Origin of the sequence: Rhodococcus zopfii NBRC 100606 = JCM 9919 (genome assembly GCF_001895025.1) — a bacterium.
GTDB classification, from domain to species: Bacteria; Actinomycetota; Actinomycetes; order Mycobacteriales; family Mycobacteriaceae; genus Rhodococcus; species Rhodococcus zopfii.
The window spans coordinates 92452-107710 of the sequence record NZ_BCXI01000009.1; the positions used below are offsets into that span (position 1 = coordinate 92452).

Sequence of the window (15259 nt, forward strand, 5' to 3'; positions counted from 1 at the left end):
CCCCGTTGCCGAGAGGAGAACTCATGACTGCCACCGAGCCCATCGATCCCGAGCTGCAGAAGCTGTATGCCGACTTCGAGACGGAACACCTCAATCCGTTGTGGACCCAGCTGAGCGATCTGATGCCGACGGTCCCGACGTCCAAGGCCGTGCCGTTCGTGTGGAGGTGGTCGACGCTGTACCCGCTGGCGCAACGCGCCGGGGACCTCGTGCCGGTCGGGCGCGGTGGTGAACGCCGTGCGATCGCGCTGGCGAACCCGGGTCTCGGCGGCGTCCCGTACGTCACCCCGACGTTGTGGGCGGCCATCCAGTACCTCGGCCCGAAGGAGACCGCGCCCGAGCATCGCCACTCGCAGAACGCCTTCCGCTTCGTCGTCGAGGGCGAAGGTGTGTGGACCGTGGTCAACGGCGACCCGGTCGCGATGCGCCGCGGCGACTTCCTGCTCACCCCGGGCTGGAACTTTCACGGCCACCACAACGAGACCGATCAGCCGATGGCGTGGATCGACGGCCTCGATATCCCGTTCGTGCACTACACCGACACCGGATTCTTCGAGTTCGGTTCGGACGGAGTGACCGACGAGAGCACCCCGGACATCTCCCGCTCGGAGCGGCTGTGGGTCCATCCGGGGCTGCGTCCCCTCGTCGGCGTCGACCGCAAGACCAGCTCGCCGATCGCGTGCTACCGCTGGGTGCACACCGACCGCGCCCTGAGCGAGCAGCTCGCCCTCGAGGACGAGGGCTACGCGGCCACCCCGGAGCCCGGCCACGCCGCCATCCGCTACACCAATCCCACCACCGGCGGCGACGTCATGCCGACGATCCGCGCCGAGTTCCACCGCCTGCGGGCGGGGGCGCAGACCCGAGCCCGCCGCGATGTCGGGTCGGTGGTCTTCCAGGTCTTCGAGGGGCAGGGCCGCTTCCACCTCGCCGACCAGACCCATGACGTCACCAAGGGCGACATGATCGTGGTGCCGTCCTGGACCGAATGGTCGCTCGAAACCGACAACGGCATCGACCTGTTCGCCTTCTCCGACGCGCCGATCGTGGAGCGTCTGCATTTCAACCGCACCATCATCTCCGAAGGAGCCTGACCTCATGCGACTTGCCACCCTCCGTCTCGACGGCGGCACCGCCGCTGTCCGCGTCGACAGCGATTCCAGCGCCACCGTGATCGACGGCTACGCCGATCTGTCCGCGCTGCTCGGCGACGCCGACTGGAAGTCCGTGGCCGAGCGGGCTTCGGGCAAGACCGTCGACCTCGCGGACGCCGACTACGCACCGGTCGTCCCCGCACCCGGCAAGATCGTGTGTGTCGGACTGAACTACGCCACTCACATCAAGGAGATGGGCCGCGACCTGCCGGAATACCCGACCCTCTTCTCGAAGTTCAAGGAAGCCCTCACCGGCCCCTACGACGACGTGCTCGTCCCCGCCTACGCCGGATCCCAGCTCGACTGGGAGGCCGAGCTCGCCGTCGTCATCGGCAAGCAGGCCTACCAGGTCTCCGAGCCCGACGCCGCCGAGTACATCGCCGGCTACTCGGTCATCAACGACTACACGATGCGCGACTACCAGTACCGCACCCTGCAGTGGGATCAGGGCAAGACCTTCGAAAAGACCAGCGGTTTCGGCCCGGTCCTCGACACCGACTACCAGCTCGGCACCGCCATCGAGACGCGTCTCGAGGGTGAGGTCATGCAGTCGTCGAACACCAGCGACCTGGTGTTCACGCCGGCCAAGCTCGTCGACTACATCTCGCACATCGTGACCCTGCAGCCGGGCGACGTCATCATCACCGGCACCACCGGCGGTGTCGGCCACGCGCGCAAGCCCGCCCGCTACATTCAGGACGGCGAGGTCTGCGAGGTCACCATCGAGGGCCTCGGCACGGTCAAGAACAAGACCATCATCAAGTAGGAGTTGTCTGCGGTGCGATTCAACGAACTCGAGTTGTCCGAGCGTCTGCTGATCGCGCGGCGCGGCACCTCGTATCTCTCGCAGCGGCTGGCCGAGCTGACCGACGACGAACTCGACGGTCCCACCCTGCTGGACGGGTGGAGCCGCCGGCATCTGGTGGCGCACATCGGCTACAACGCGGCTGCGTTGTGCCGCCTGATGGATTGGGCCGCAACGGGTGTCGAGACCCCGATGTACGCGTCGACCGATCAGCGTGCGCAGGAGATCGCCGAGGGCGCGACCCTCAGCCCGGCGGCGCTGCGGAACCTGTTCGCGCACACCGTCGCCCGGTTGGACGAGAAGTGGCGGAACCTGCCGGATTCGGCGTGGCAGGCGCAGGTCCGGACCGCGCAGGGCCGGTTGGTGCCCGCCGAGGAATCGGCATGGATGCGGACCCGTGAAGTGTGGATCCACGCAGTCGATCTCGGAAACGGCGGTCGCTTCGGTGATTTCCCGGAAGTCGTGCTCGATTCGCTGCTCGACGACATCGTCGGCATGTGGCGCAAGAAGGACCTCGGTGCCGGTCTTGCCCTCGAGGTCGAGGGCCGCGCGCCGGTGATCGTGAAGGATGCCGAGGTGACTCACAAGGTCCAGGGCTCCCTCGCGTCGGTGGTCCGCTGGGCCGCCGGCCGGGGCGCCGTCGGCGTCACCGGGGGAGAGGTGACCCCGCCCCGCTGGCTCTGAGGCCCGTACCCCGGGATGGGACCATCCCCTGGTCAGACCAGGGGATGGTCCCATCACCGTCTCTAGCGGGGGTCCTTTTCGCAGGCGACGCCGTCGCTGTCGCGGTCGAGTTTCGGTGCGTAGCCGGCCTCTCCGCGGTAGAGCGGTGCCACACCGGCATTCCACGCTTCGGTGCAGTTCCTGTAGCCGGTGCTCGGTGCGGGCCGAGGCGACGGCTCGGCCGGTGCCTGCGGCGCCGGGGGTGCGGGCGGTGCCGGCGGTGCGGGAGCGGGGACCGGCGGTGCGGGAGCGGGGACCGGCGGTGCCGGAGGCGCGAACAGGCCCGCGGATCCGCTCGGGAAGATGTCGGCGACGCCCGTCGGCAGCAGATCGGTGAGGCTGAACGCGTTCGCGGTCGTGGGGGCGACCACGGTCAGCGAAACACAGCCGAGCGCAGCAATCGCGAAACGGCGAAACTTCATTCGCGCTGTTCCTTTCGGGGAAAAGGTTCGGTCGGCCGACCGGCCGACCGAACCTCATGATCGCGGCATTCGGAACATTCGTTACGAAGTGCGGGGTCAGGCAGTGAGCGACGGTGCGACGACCGCCGGATCGACCCGCATCACCGAGAATCCCGCGACCGCTCCGGCACCGAATCCGGGTGCGAACACCCGTACGGGCTCGGTGATCACACCGTCGCGGACGGCATCGGAGATGGCGAGCGGGATGCTCGCCGACGACGCGTTGCCGACCTTCTCGATGTTGAAGTACAGCCGGTCGGGTGCCAAGCCGGACGCGGCGGCCAGCTCGAGCACCATCGTCTTGTTGGCCTGATGCGGCACGACCACGTCGATGTTGTCGAGCAGAGTGCCCTGCCCGCCGTCGGGCGCGGGAAGCGCCTTCAATTCGTCGAGCATCTGCCCGAGGTACCGGCCGGCCAGCGACTTCACCTCCGGTCCGTACACCGTGATGGAGTTGTCGAAGTCCGGGTTCGGCCAGATGATCGAGTTGATCTCGCTCGCCGGGCCGCCGGCATACGTCTGCAGGTAGTCGATGTCGGATTCGGCACCCTCGGGCGCGACGCCGACGACGATCGCGGCCGCACCGTCACCGAAGATCATCCGAGACGGCCGGACGTTGCCGACCTTGTCGGAGAACTTCTCGACGCACACCACGAGCACGGGCCGCTCGACCTGCTGCAGGATGCGGGTCGCCTCGGCGAGACCGTACGGCAGGCCCGCGCACGCCGCGACCAGATCGTAGGCCGCGTGCGTCTGACCGATACCCAGTTCGCCGCAGAGCCAGGTCGCGAGCGACGGAATGGGCCGGGAACTGGTGCACGTGCACACGATGACGCCGCCGATGTCCTCGGGTCCTCGCTGCGCGTGGGCGAGAGCGGATTTCGCCGCCTTCAACGCGAGTTCCTCGAAGCTACCGGAGGTATAGCGCCGCTGCTCGATGCCGGTCTTCGCGGCGATCTCGTCCGCCGTCATCGGTGACCAGCTGTACGCCGAATTGCGGATCAGATCCTCGTTCGTACACACCGTGTCGCCGTGCACCGCCGACAACGCCTCGATCCGCGGCCGGACGGTGAAGTCGCGGCGCACGTCGATCGGCGGGAAGGGCCGCGCCGGCGCGACGGGCTCGAGCGAGGCGGCGGCCGGGGCGAGCACGGCGCCGGACGGAGTCGCTGTCAGCGCCCTGGAGATGAAGCGCTGGACGTGACGATCACGCGGATACAGAACCACCACGTAGTCGTCGTCCTTCAGGTCACCGACCGCGACGAGCTCGGCCTGGGTGCGATCCCACGGCTGCTGGTTGTGCAGCACCATCGCCCAGCGGTGCAGGGCTTCGAGTTCTGCCACGTCCTCGGTGACGTCGAGGATCTCGTCGTAGCCGTAGCGACGGAAGTCCGGATCGTAGTCGCCGAGCCGCAACGTCATGTTGGTCGGATCCGCCAGCATCTGCCCGACGGTGGGTTTGACCGTCGGAAGGTCCGCCGCGATGTGCTTGCGCGCGGCGAACACGTCGAAGAGGACGTCGAAGATGCGGTCCTCCGCGGCGGCGTCCCGACCGGACGGCAACGCGCGGAACGCGCCCTCGATGTCCGCGGCCCGGGCTTCGCTGTCGGGCCACGGGGTGAGTACCGGCATATAGACATCGTCGCGGGTGCGCGGCACATCCGCCCATCGCATCGGGCGCTTCTCGAACATGGTGATGACGAATCGATTCGCCCAGTACACGTTCAGTGCCATGTCGCGCATGAGATCGGTCTTCGACCGGTAGGCGCCCTGCGCGCTGCGCGAGATCATCTCCGAGACCGTCGGCGCCTTCGTGTCGAAGTCGCGGCGGATGATCGCATCGAGTTGCTCGAGGTTCGTGATCGTCGAGAAGTCGAGATCGGGAAAGAAATTGCACGGAAAGACGATTCGGCCGTGTCGATTGACTTCGAATTGCTGCATGTGGACGATCTGCCGTTCGGGAGGGAGGTGTCGGAACTGGAGGGGCTCACGTCGACTGTGGAGTCACATGTCGAGGCCGCCGTTGACGCCCCACACCTGGCCGGTGATGTACGAGGAGGCGTCCGCGGCGAGGAAGTGCACGACCCGGGCGATCTCGTCCGGGTGGGCGAGGCGTTTGACCGGGATGCCCTCCTTGATGCGGTCGAGAACCTTGTCCGGGATGGCGTCGACCATTTCGGTGGCGACGAAGCCGGGGGTGACGGTGTTGATGGTCAGTCCGATACCGCCGTCGTCGAGCTTGCCGGCGCGGGCCAGATGGAAGGCCGCCTCCTTGGCGAGGGTCTTGGTGAGGCCGAAGAGGCCGGCCTTGGACGCGGCGTAGTTCGCCTGGCCGATATTGCCGGTCTCGCCGATGACGGACGAGACGTTGACGATCCGGCCGGTGCCGCGGGGGAGCATGTGCTTCATGGCGGCCTGTGCCAGGAAGAACGCACCGGACAGGTTCACGGCGATGACGTCGTTCCAGTCGTCGTCCGTCATCTTCGGGACGGTGCGGTCGATCGTGATGCCGGCGTTGTTGATCAGGATGTCGATGCGGCCGTGGCGGTCGATCACCTCGTCGATGGTGCGGCGGCACGCGGCGGGGTCGGAGACGTCGCCCTGGTGCACGCTCATGCGGGCGCCGTTCCGGGACTCGCGCTCGAGAACGCCGAGGAACTGTGCGGCCTGTTCGGTGTTGCGGCCGAAGCCCGCGGCGACGGTTGCACCCTGGGCGGCGAGGCTGCGGCTGATGGCCGCGCCGATGCCGCGTGTTCCACCGGTGACGAATGCGACGCGTCCGCGGAGTTTGGTGCCGGGTGCCACGGTGACGGCCGACGGCTCGAGGGTGCTGGTCATATCGGTTCTCCTGCTCTGGTCGTCCTCGACGTGTGGTGTCGACGCGCGGTTCGAACCATCGCCGAGACGGTTCGGCTCGCGCATCCCGGCGTCTTCACCGGAACTTGCCCGAGGGGGTTCCGATGGTGCGGCAAAACCGCTGTAGGCCGGAAGGATGGGGATCTCAATCGCGGGTGGTGAATGCTGATGCCAAGATCGTGCAGCATCGTGCGGCGTTTGTCATATCCACACCGCTGCAGGGACTTTGTTCCCTGCCGGAGCGGGGAATCTTCGAAATATATTGCCGGACAGATTATTAGGAGAACCAAGCGGAAGTTCGACACCGTCGATCAGGTCATGCGTCCAGCATGTACCGGCACGGTACGTGCGGGCCGCATGCTCGCTCACGCTTCACGAATCGTTTACCTGCCGAGTGGCTTCGATATACCCGATCTCCAAGGGTGAACTGTCAAGAGATTCGCCAACATTCGCACAGTATGTTTGAAAAGCATTGGTGCAAAATGTATTACGAAGACGAATGGACATCCGCGGCGGTCCTGGCGATGGCCTGGCTGTGAAATGCACTGAGTGCAGCAAATGTTCGGGTACCTCGTCCGGAAGCATCTGTCCTATCCGGCTCCGGGTGTCGCCGCCCGTTCGATGTGAACCTCGTCACAAGACGTGAATCTGGCGTCGAGTGCCACGTCCGCGGGGTCCGCTCGCGACCGATTTGGCGCGAAGTGCCAGGGCTGCAATCCGGGGCGTCGGATGCGGAACTAGTGTGGCGGACATGGGTGACAACCACGTGGTCCGATTCGGCGGCGTCCGGATCGAGGTGCTCGTCGACGGTGCCGGCCCCACCGTCGTCCTGCTGCCGTCCCTGGGACGGGATTCCCGCGATTTCGATCCCGTCGCGCAGGATCTCGCCGCGGCGGGCTTCCGGGTGCTGCGCCCGCAGCCACGCGGGAGCGGGACCAGTCGCGGCCCACTGGCCGGTCTGGACCTCCACGACCTCGCCAGGGACGTCGCCGAGGTACTCGAACACCTCGACGCTGCACCGGCCGTGGTGGCCGGTCATGCCTTCGGTCACTACGTGGCCCGCGTCCTCGCCGCGGACCGGCCCGACCTGGTGCGCGGCGTCGCCGTGCTCGCCGCCGGCGGCCGGCACTTCCCGGCGTCGCTGACCGCCCGCGTCGCCCGCTGCTCGGATCCGACCCTGCCCGACGAAGAACGTCTGGAGGACCTCGCCGCGGTGTTTTTCGCCGACGGCCACGACCCGTCGGAGTGGCTGGGCGGCTGGTGGCCCGACGCGATCGTCGCGCAGCGGGCCGCAATGGCGGCGACGGACAAGGAGTCGTGGTGGACGGTCGCGCCGTCGCCGCTGCTGGACGTGCAGGGCGGTGAGGACGTGTTCCGGCCCGCAGACACCCGCAGCGAGCTCGTCGACGAATTCGGCGCCGACAAGGTCACCACGGCCCTCATCCCGGGTTGTGGGCACGCGCTGATCCCCGAGGCTCCGCACGAGGTCGCGCGGGTGGTCGCCGACTGGATCCACACCCTCGACTGACCCCGGTTCTCCCGAGCGAAGGGTACATTCGCTCGATCTGAGGAGACGAGCGATACATTCGCTCGGATCCGGGGGAGCCGACCGGGCAAACGCATCCGCGCGCGTTCCCGCCCCTGCGCGCCTCCAGTTCTCCCGACCGAAGGGTACATTCGCTCGATCTGAGGAGACGAACGATACATTCGCTCGGAAAAACCGGAGCACCACAACGACACCCGCCGGCCATCGGCACCGACGCCGAAGGGCCCCGCACCTGTTCGTGGTGCGGGGCCCTTCGTATGCTGCCGGGTTACGCGAGCGTCTTCGCGACCCCTCGTTCGACGGCGGCGATGATCTGCGGACGCAGTTCGGCAGCCGGCACGATCCGGTGCACGGATCCGACCTGCTGGGCGCGCTGGATGTTGTGGATCGCCTCGAATTCGGCGGCCACCTCACCGAGCTTCTCCGACCGCACCGTGGTGCGCAGCGTCGCGAGTTCGACACCGAGGCGGGCCTTCTCGCCGTCCTCGGCGGCGGCGAGCTGAGCCTCGAGCTCGACGACGCGGGCGTCACCGGCGGTGCGCTTGTTCACGTCGCGGGTGAACACCACCGCCGCGGCGGGTGCGCCGCCGAGCACCGACGCGAACGAGCCTTCGACCGCGAGCACTTCCATGTTCTCGTTCAGTGCCCCGGAGAACACCACGAACGCGCCGCCGTGGTAGCGGGAGACGACGACGAACACGATCGGGCCGTCGAAGTTGACGATGGCACGGCCGATCTCGGCGCCGTTCTCGAGCTGCAGGTTGCGCAGCGACTCGGGGGAGCCGTCGAAGCCCGACAGGTTCGCCAGCACCACCAGGGGCCGGTTCCCGCTCGCCGCGTTGATTGCGCGGGCCGTCTTCTTCGACGACTTCGGGAACAGCGTGCCCGAAGTCCACTGGTCCGGTCCGTCGGTCGGGAACCAGCCCTTGCGGGCGATCGCGCGGGACTCGATGCCGATCACGGTCACCGCGTGGCCGCCGAGGTGGGCATCGAACACCACGGAGGTGTCGGCGTCGGCCATGTCCGCCCAGCGCTCGAGCACCGCGTGGTCCTGGTCGACGACGGCGCGCATCACCGTGCGGATGTCGAACGGCTTCTTGCGATCCGGGTTCGTCTCCGCGGAGAAGATGTCGCCGACTGTGGTGAAGTCGCTGGACGGATGCACGTGCGGGTACACCCGGACGTCGCGGTCGATCGGGTCGGCCGACTCGGCCTTGCGCGGGAAACGTTCTCCCGGCGCGAGGTACGCGTGCGCGTAGTGGCCGAACAGGATCTCGACGGCAGCCGACACGTTCGGGGCCCAGTACTGCGCCTGACCGTTGGGGCCCATGACACGGTCGTAACCGCCGATGCCGAAGTTGTCCTCGGCCGACACGCCACCGGAGTAGTCGAGGGACTGCTTGCCGGTGAGCACCATCGCGCTGTCCGGGGTCATCACGAGGATGCCCTTGGTGTGCATGAGCATCGTCGCTTCGGCGTTCCAGTACGGCTGGGCGCCGACGTTGATGCCGGTGACGATGACGTTGATCTCGCCGCCGTTCTGCGTGAACGTGATGATGCGGCGCAGCCCGCGCGACACCCAGTCCATGTTCTCGGTGCCCGAGCCCATGGAGATGGTGGCGCCGGACGAGAGCGCGAACCATTCGACCGGGGCACCGAGCTTCTCGGCCAGATCGACCGCGGCGACCAGGCGGGAGCATTCGGCCTCGGCGACCGTGCCCAGCGCCTTGGTGGGGTCACCGAACAGCGCGACACGGGTCATGCCTTCGGGGTACCGGGAGGTCTTGGTGGTGACGACGCCGACGATCAGGCCGGCGGTGTTCCGGCCGTACGGGCGGTCCACCGGCACCAGTTCGCCGGAGGCATCGAAGTCGTATTCGACGAAGGTGCCGTTGCTCTTGGTGAGCAGCGGAACGAGTTCGTACGGGTACACCGTGCCGCGTGCCCGGGAGCGCTGGACCTTCTGGGTGTACTCGTCGAGCGGCTGCAGCGGCTCCTTCGGCGGCTCGGTCACCCGGGCGACGACGCCGGCGCCGGAACGGTACGAGAACCGCAGCGCCACTTCGCGTGCCGGGGATTCCGGGGTGGTACGCAGCCAGCCGATGACGGTGATCTCCTCGAGGCCGGCACCGACGGTGAGCGGCGCCGCCCCCTGCCCGACGCGCTTGAGCTCGTCGAGCGTCAGGTCGACGACCGGCCACACGAACAGCACCACGCGGTTCGAGTCGAGACGGCGATTGCCGCGGGCGGCCTGTGCCCGGCGCATGCCGTCGAGGCAGCTGGCCAGTGCCCGTTCGAAGGCGGGCAGCGCCACGATCGCACCCGTCTCGTCACGCTGCGGTGCGATGTCGCGGACCTCGGCGAGGGCGACGAATCGCTCGTCGGACGGATTCTCGTTGGCGACAAGGTGATACAGGTACGTGTCGGGGTTCGCGGGCAGTCGCGTGCCGACGAAGTTCTTCAGCCGCCACAGATCGAGCCGCTGCCCGGTGAGCGGGTGGATGTCGCGGATGTTGTTCTCCTCCGCGAACCCGCCGGGGAACGGTCGGAACGTGAAGACGTGCTCCTCGGCGATGTCGGTGTGGCACACCGTGACCGTGACGCGGCGAGCTGTGGCGGTCACCGGGCGGGCGAGCAGCTCGGTACGCAGCGCTTCGGCCTGCGCGTCGGCGTCGGCCGGGGCGTCGTTCCACGCCACGTACAGGTCGATCACCAGGTTCTCGGTGCTCGGCAGCGGCTTCGCGGCGGCTTCGACCGAGTCGAGCACCGCCGACAGTTCGGCGAACCGGGCCTCGGCGGAGATGAGGTACAGGCGGGTGCCGCGCAGATCGAAGCTGCCGGTGACGAACTGGCGGCCGTCGGCCGTGTAGGACTGCACGTCCTCGAGGGTGCGGATCTTGTAGGCGCGCCGGGTGATCACCTCGAGCAGCGGGCCCGGCACCGATTCGGGGCGGGTGATCTGCTGCGCGAGCAGGTCGATGAGCGGTTCGGGCGTCGCGACGAGGGACTCGACGCGCTGCGCGTAATCACCGGCCTGCGGGTTGTCGGCGAGGTATGCGAGGCTGCCGCGTACCCCGTCGTACACCTGCTCGCGGGCCTTGCGGATCACCGGTTCCTCGAAGAACCGGAACCGCAGGTTGCGGGCGGTGTCCCCGATGAGCGGGTACCGCACCTGGGTGGCGACGATCAGGCGGTCCAGAACCTCGTTGAGTTCGTGCGACAGGCGCGGAGTCTCGACATTCGCGAGCCACCGGTCGAGCAGCGCGGACACCACCGGCACCGCCGTCTCGATGCGCTGCTGCGCCAGGAACAGCCGGTAGACGGCTTCCTCGAGTTCGCCGGTGCGTTCGAGTGAGTCGACGTCGTAGTGGCGCAGTGCGCGCGACAGGCGGGTGCGGAAGCTGTCCGGCAGGCCGCCGACCTCGACGTCGAGGGACTGCAGGTAGCCGTGGAAGTACTCGCGGGGGCTGTGCACCCGGTCGTCGCCGGACTCCTCGTCCTGGGTGGGCCGGTTGCGCGACAGTTCGCACACGTCCGCGAACGTGGTGAGCAGCGACAGTTCGGCGCGGACCAGATCGCAGTCCTTCACGGCCTCGCTGCGCAGCCGGTCGTACTCGCTGAGCAGCGTCGCGGTGCGCTGGGCGGACACGTCGTAGCCGGTGATCAGTGCCTCGAGGGCGTCGATGCGTGCGAGCGCATCGGCCGCGGCGTCGCCGGTGGTCGCGGGCGCGGGAGCGGGGAACTCGACCCGTTCGACGACGGCGGTGACGGTTTCCTCGGCGATCTGGTCGACGCGCAGCAGCGGGGCGCCTGCGTCGACCTGCGAGTTCACGACCGCGAGGACTTCACGGACCTTGCCGGCGAACGGCGCGCGGACCGCGGTCTCCATCTTCATGGACTCGAGCACCACGAGGGTCTGCCCGGATTCGACCTCGTCACCGACGGCGACGGGTACCGCGACGACGACGGCGGGCGCGGGCGTGCGTACGACACCGGCTTCGTCCTGGCTGATCTGGTGGCTGACACCGTCGACCTCGACGAGGAAGTGGGCGGGTCCGGCGATGGAGACGACGTGGTGGCGCCGCCCCGCGACCGTCACGCGCGATTCGTAGTCGCCGAGACGATCGACGTCGACATCCTGTTCGCCGCTTCCGGTTTCGACACGGTAGCGGTGCGGACCGACCTGTCCGACGAACAGTTCGTAGGCCTGGCCCTGGTAGCTCAGCTCGATCTTGCGGCCGACGGTGTGGCCGGCGCGGGGGCGGCCGCCGCGCGCGGAGGTGAGGAACGCGGAGCGTTCGCGGGCCTCGTCGGCGTCGTACACGTCGATGGCGGTGGCGATCAGCGCGACGTCGGCGACCCGGCTGGGGCCGGTGGCGGTGCCGGCGCCGGTGCGGTCCAGCCAGCCGGTGTCGGCGGTGGCGTCGACGACCTCGGAGCGGTCGAGCAGTTCGAGCAGGAAGGACTTGGTGGTGGTGCCGCCGTCGAGCACGACTGTGGTCTCGCGCAGCGCGGTGCGCAGGCGGGCCAGGGCCTCGTCGCGGTCGCGGCCCCACGCGATGATCTTGGCGACCATCGAGTCGTAGTCGGGCGGGATGACGTCGCCCTGGGCGATGCCGGTGTCGACGCGCAGACCCGAACCGAGCGGGAACTTCAGCAGTTGCACGGTGCCCGGTGCCGGAGCGAACCCGTTGTCGGCGTCTTCGGCGTTGAGGCGGGCCTCGACGGCATGCCCGAACTCCGGCGGGCAGTCGCCGGGCAGTGCCTCGCCGGACGCGACGAGGATCTGCAACTTGACCAGGTCGATGCCGGTGGTGGCCTCGGTGATGGGGTGCTCGACCTGCAGGCGGGTGTTGACCTCGAGGAACGTGAAGATCTTCAGGTCGGGCTGGTACAGGTATTCGACGGTGCCGGCGCCGCTGTAACCGGCGGCGCGCACCAGGTTCGCGGACACCTCGCGCAGGTGGTCGGACTGCTCCTTGGTGAGCAGCGGCGACGCGGATTCCTCGATGACCTTCTGGTTCTTGCGCTGGATGGAGCAGTCGCGCACACCCGGCGCCCAGACGTTGCCGTGGTTGTCGGCGATGACCTGCACCTCGACGTGGCGGGCGTCGGTGACGAGACGCTCGATGAACACGACGGGGTCGCCGAAGGACCGCTCGGCCTCGCCCTGGGTGCGTTCGAGGGCGAGTTCGAGCTCGTCCTCCGCGTATACCTTGCGGATGCCGCGGCCGCCGCCGCCGGAGCGGGCCTTGATGATCAGCGGGTAGCCGATGGCCTGGGCGTGCCGGCGGGCGTCGGCACGGTTCTCGACGGGGCCGCCGGACCAGGGGGCGACGGGCACGCCGACCTTCTCGGCGAGGAGCTTGGCTTCGACCTTGTCGCCGAGCAGCCGCATGGCGTCGGCGGACGGGCCGATGAAGGTGATGCCCAGCTTGGTGCACAGTTCCGCGAATGCGGGGTCCTCGGCGACGAATCCCCAGCCGACCCACACGGCGTCGGCCTTCGCCTCGACGAGGGCGCGCTCGAGTTCGGCGTGGTCGAGGTAGGAGGTCGCGGCCGTGGTGGACGGCCGGAGGGTGACGCCTTCGTCGGCCTGGCGGACGAACATCGCCCGCCGCTCGGCCTCGGTGTGCAGCGCGATGGTCTTGATGTCGTAGTTGTGCTCGGAGTTGAGCTCCCGGACTGCGCGGATGAGACGGACTGCCGCCTCACCCCTGTTGACCACTGCGATCCGCTTGAACATACTCGTTGCCACCGTTCTCCAAGGTTGTGCGCGCTTGTAGCGACGCTCGTCGAAACTCCGCCCCGATGAGGAAAACAAGTTAACCGATCAGGACGCCAACGTCACGGGTTGATAACGAAGGCGCGTGCATGTAATCGGTCGACTCCTCATGGTGGGCACAGGCAGGTCATGGGTCCGAAGGCCCGGCTGGTCCCGGTCCGGCGGACGGCTCTGCGGCAGGTCTTCCCGCCACTTTCGGTCATCGTCGTCGATGGCCGCCCCGCACGGGTATTCCTTCCGGTAAACAGCATGGACCAAACATGAGGGTTTGTCACGTTTTGGATATCGGCACCCCAGGGGTCTTGTAACCGAGCTCCTTCTGTGCTGGAAGACGTTGCCGGGGGCGTGAATTGAGGCTCGGCGCGAGGCGCGGGAGGGGTGGGGTGTCGACCGTCACACCGCGTACTCCGCGGTAACACCGGCCGGTAATGTCGCGGTCTGCGTCGTTTACGTGGGTTACCCGTCGGTATCGCGGGGTGCCCCGCGCTGCGCTCGACAAAGCGTGGGGATTTGTCAAGGATGAACTGGGGCAAATCCGGCAGGAATCGGAAATTCTGTGATCCATCTCACCGAATCGGACCGCCGGGTCTCGAAAGTTGCGGCCCGGCGCCGTGGCCTCCCTCCGTCCTCGGGCGGTCGGCCCGCACCGCAGTCCCACGGATTCTGGAACAGTGGAAGGGTCCGGACACCGCGAGGAGGCCCTGAATGATGTCCGACGAGCAGCCGTTCGAACCGCCCACGCTGCGCCGCGAACGCATCGACCACCAGGTGCGCCACTGGTGCGAACACGGCCGCATCGACGGCCGGCATGCCCCGCTGAGCGATGCCGCAGCGCTGTGCCTGGCCGCGGGGCACCTCGACGAAGAAACCCGCGAGATCCTTGCCGCGCGACGCCGAGCAGGCCGGCCCCTGCCCACCCTCGACGGCTTCGGCGACCTGCGCCGCCTCACCGACGAACACGCGCGCATTGCGGCGCGCGCAGCGGAACTGCGCCCCGGCGCGGTCCGGCTCGTGTTCGAGTACCGCGCAATCGAATTGGACAAGCGCCTGCGTGCCGCGCATCGCGCGTTCGCGCACTCCCCGGCGCACTACGCGCAGGGTGTGCGGGCCATGCGCCGCGACCGCCGCGACGGTGTGCACCTCGACCCGGCGCAACGCGACGCGCTGTTCGCCGCGCTGCAGCGCACCCCCGTGCCGCTGTCGGTGCCGGTCACTGCGCAGGCCCGCGGGGCCGTCCTCGGTGTCGCGGTCGAGCGGGTCGCACGCTGGTCCGAGGGCACCCCCGCCGAGGCTGCCGGTCGCCGTGCCGCCGAGGCGCTGACCCGCCGGGTTCCCGAGGACGACGATCGCTTCGCCGACCGCTACGACACGCTGCTGTATCTCGCGGGCAGCCTCTACGACCGCATCGAGACGTCGACGGCATGGAACTCCGAGCAACTCGTCGTGCAGCGCGCGCAACTGGACCTGGCCGACGAGTTGACCCAGATCGCCGTCGACACCGTCGCCCTGCGCGGGCTGCTGGCCGAACTCGCCGATGCGGCACGCACCGCGCCCGCCGCCCGCCCCGGACTCGAGGTGAGAGCGAGGGCGCTGGAAGCGGTGTGGGATCAGCTCGTCGACCGCGTCGCGGCACTCGCGCGCATCGGCGATCTGCTCACCATGGCCGAGGAGCAGATGTGTCACGACCGGGTGGCCGAACGGACCGCGAGCCTGGACGAGCGCATCGACCGACTCATCGGACGATCCGGCACGCGCGAATTGTCCGCAGAGAACACACATTTCGTGGGTGACCAGGTCGACGCCGCAGCAGGGTCGCTCCGTTCGCTGCACCTCGCTCTGCGCGGCGACATTGCGGCCCTCACCTCGCGGGAGCGGCCCCCGGTCTGACCGCCGTGGACGCGCTTCCGCCCGGGTGATAGCTTTCACGCC

9 protein-coding genes are annotated in these 15259 nt (G+C 68.4%); 5 read left to right on the plus strand and 4 right to left on the minus strand.

Annotated features, from left to right (window positions below; genetic code table 11):
- Nucleotides 1-23: 23 nt before the first annotated feature.
- The 3 genes from RZ1_RS06105 to RZ1_RS06115 are packed head-to-tail and all read left to right on the plus strand — an operon-like array spanning nucleotide 24 to nucleotide 2643.
- Nucleotides 24-1094: a cupin domain-containing protein gene (locus RZ1_RS06105; RefSeq protein WP_072810131.1), complete on the plus strand. Its 1071-nt coding sequence runs from the start codon at nucleotides 24-26 to the stop codon at nucleotides 1092-1094.
- A 4-nt stretch (nucleotides 1095-1098) separates the two neighbouring features.
- Nucleotides 1099-1920 (plus strand): fumarylacetoacetate hydrolase family protein, encoded by an 822-nt coding sequence (locus RZ1_RS06110; protein ID WP_072810133.1) that lies wholly within the window; start codon nucleotides 1099-1101, stop codon nucleotides 1918-1920.
- A gap of 12 nt (nucleotides 1921-1932) precedes the next feature.
- On the plus strand, nucleotides 1933-2643 hold the full coding sequence (locus RZ1_RS06115; protein WP_072810135.1) for a maleylpyruvate isomerase family mycothiol-dependent enzyme: 711 nt from the start codon (nucleotides 1933-1935) through the stop codon (nucleotides 2641-2643).
- Nucleotides 2644-2705: 62 nt separating this feature from the next.
- Here RZ1_RS06115 and RZ1_RS06120 read toward each other — a convergent pair whose 3' ends face one another.
- The 3 genes from RZ1_RS06120 to fabG form a co-directional block, all read right to left on the minus strand.
- Nucleotides 2706-3104: an excalibur calcium-binding domain-containing protein gene (locus RZ1_RS06120; RefSeq protein WP_072810137.1), complete on the minus strand. Its 399-nt coding sequence runs from the start codon at nucleotides 3102-3104 to the stop codon at nucleotides 2706-2708.
- 96 nt (nucleotides 3105-3200) lie between these two features.
- Nucleotides 3201-5084 (minus strand): 3-oxoacyl-ACP synthase III family protein, encoded by a 1884-nt coding sequence (locus RZ1_RS06125; RefSeq protein ID WP_072810139.1) that lies wholly within the window; start codon nucleotides 5082-5084, stop codon nucleotides 3201-3203.
- Nucleotides 5085-5147: 63 nt separating this feature from the next.
- The gene (gene fabG, locus RZ1_RS06130) at nucleotides 5148-5981 is read right to left on the minus strand and encodes a 3-oxoacyl-ACP reductase FabG (RefSeq protein ID WP_072810238.1); all 834 of its coding nucleotides are present in this window, start codon (nucleotides 5979-5981) and stop codon (nucleotides 5148-5150) included.
- Nucleotides 5982-6750: 769 nt separating this feature from the next.
- Here fabG and RZ1_RS06135 point away from each other — a divergent pair.
- Nucleotides 6751-7527: an alpha/beta fold hydrolase gene (locus RZ1_RS06135; RefSeq protein WP_072810141.1), complete on the plus strand. Its 777-nt coding sequence runs from the start codon at nucleotides 6751-6753 to the stop codon at nucleotides 7525-7527.
- A gap of 286 nt (nucleotides 7528-7813) precedes the next feature.
- Here the strand turns inward: RZ1_RS06135 and RZ1_RS06140 are convergent, their stop codons facing one another.
- A complete protein-coding gene (locus RZ1_RS06140) occupies nucleotides 7814-13291 on the minus strand; it encodes an ATP-binding protein (RefSeq protein WP_072810143.1) in 5478 nt (1825 codons plus the stop codon).
- Between the two features lie 744 nt (nucleotides 13292-14035).
- Here RZ1_RS06140 and RZ1_RS06145 point away from each other — a divergent pair.
- Nucleotides 14036-15217: a hypothetical protein gene (locus RZ1_RS06145; RefSeq protein ID WP_372481601.1), complete on the plus strand. Its 1182-nt coding sequence runs from the start codon at nucleotides 14036-14038 to the stop codon at nucleotides 15215-15217.
- Nucleotides 15218-15259: the final 42 nt, after the last annotated feature.

Excerpts from the sequence above, each read along its gene's own strand:
- RZ1_RS06105 (WP_072810131.1), top strand. The coding sequence starts at position 24 with ATGACTGCCACCGAGCCCATCGATCCCGAGCTGCAGAAGCTGTATGCC.
- RZ1_RS06110 (WP_072810133.1), top strand. The coding sequence starts at position 1,099 with ATGCGACTTGCCACCCTCCGTCTCGACGGCGGCACCGCCGCTGTCCGC.
- RZ1_RS06120 (WP_072810137.1), bottom strand. The coding sequence starts at position 3,104 with ATGAAGTTTCGCCGTTTCGCGATTGCTGCGCTCGGCTGTGTTTCGCTG.
- RZ1_RS06125 (WP_072810139.1), bottom strand. The coding sequence starts at position 5,084 with ATGCAGCAATTCGAAGTCAATCGACACGGCCGAATCGTCTTTCCGTGC.
- fabG (WP_072810238.1), bottom strand. The coding sequence starts at position 5,981 with ATGACCAGCACCCTCGAGCCGTCGGCCGTCACCGTGGCACCCGGCACC.
- RZ1_RS06135 (WP_072810141.1), top strand. The coding sequence starts at position 6,751 with ATGGGTGACAACCACGTGGTCCGATTCGGCGGCGTCCGGATCGAGGTG.
- RZ1_RS06140 (WP_072810143.1), bottom strand. The coding sequence starts at position 13,291 with ATGTTCAAGCGGATCGCAGTGGTCAACAGGGGTGAGGCGGCAGTCCGT.
- RZ1_RS06145 (WP_372481601.1), top strand. The coding sequence starts at position 14,036 with ATGATGTCCGACGAGCAGCCGTTCGAACCGCCCACGCTGCGCCGCGAA.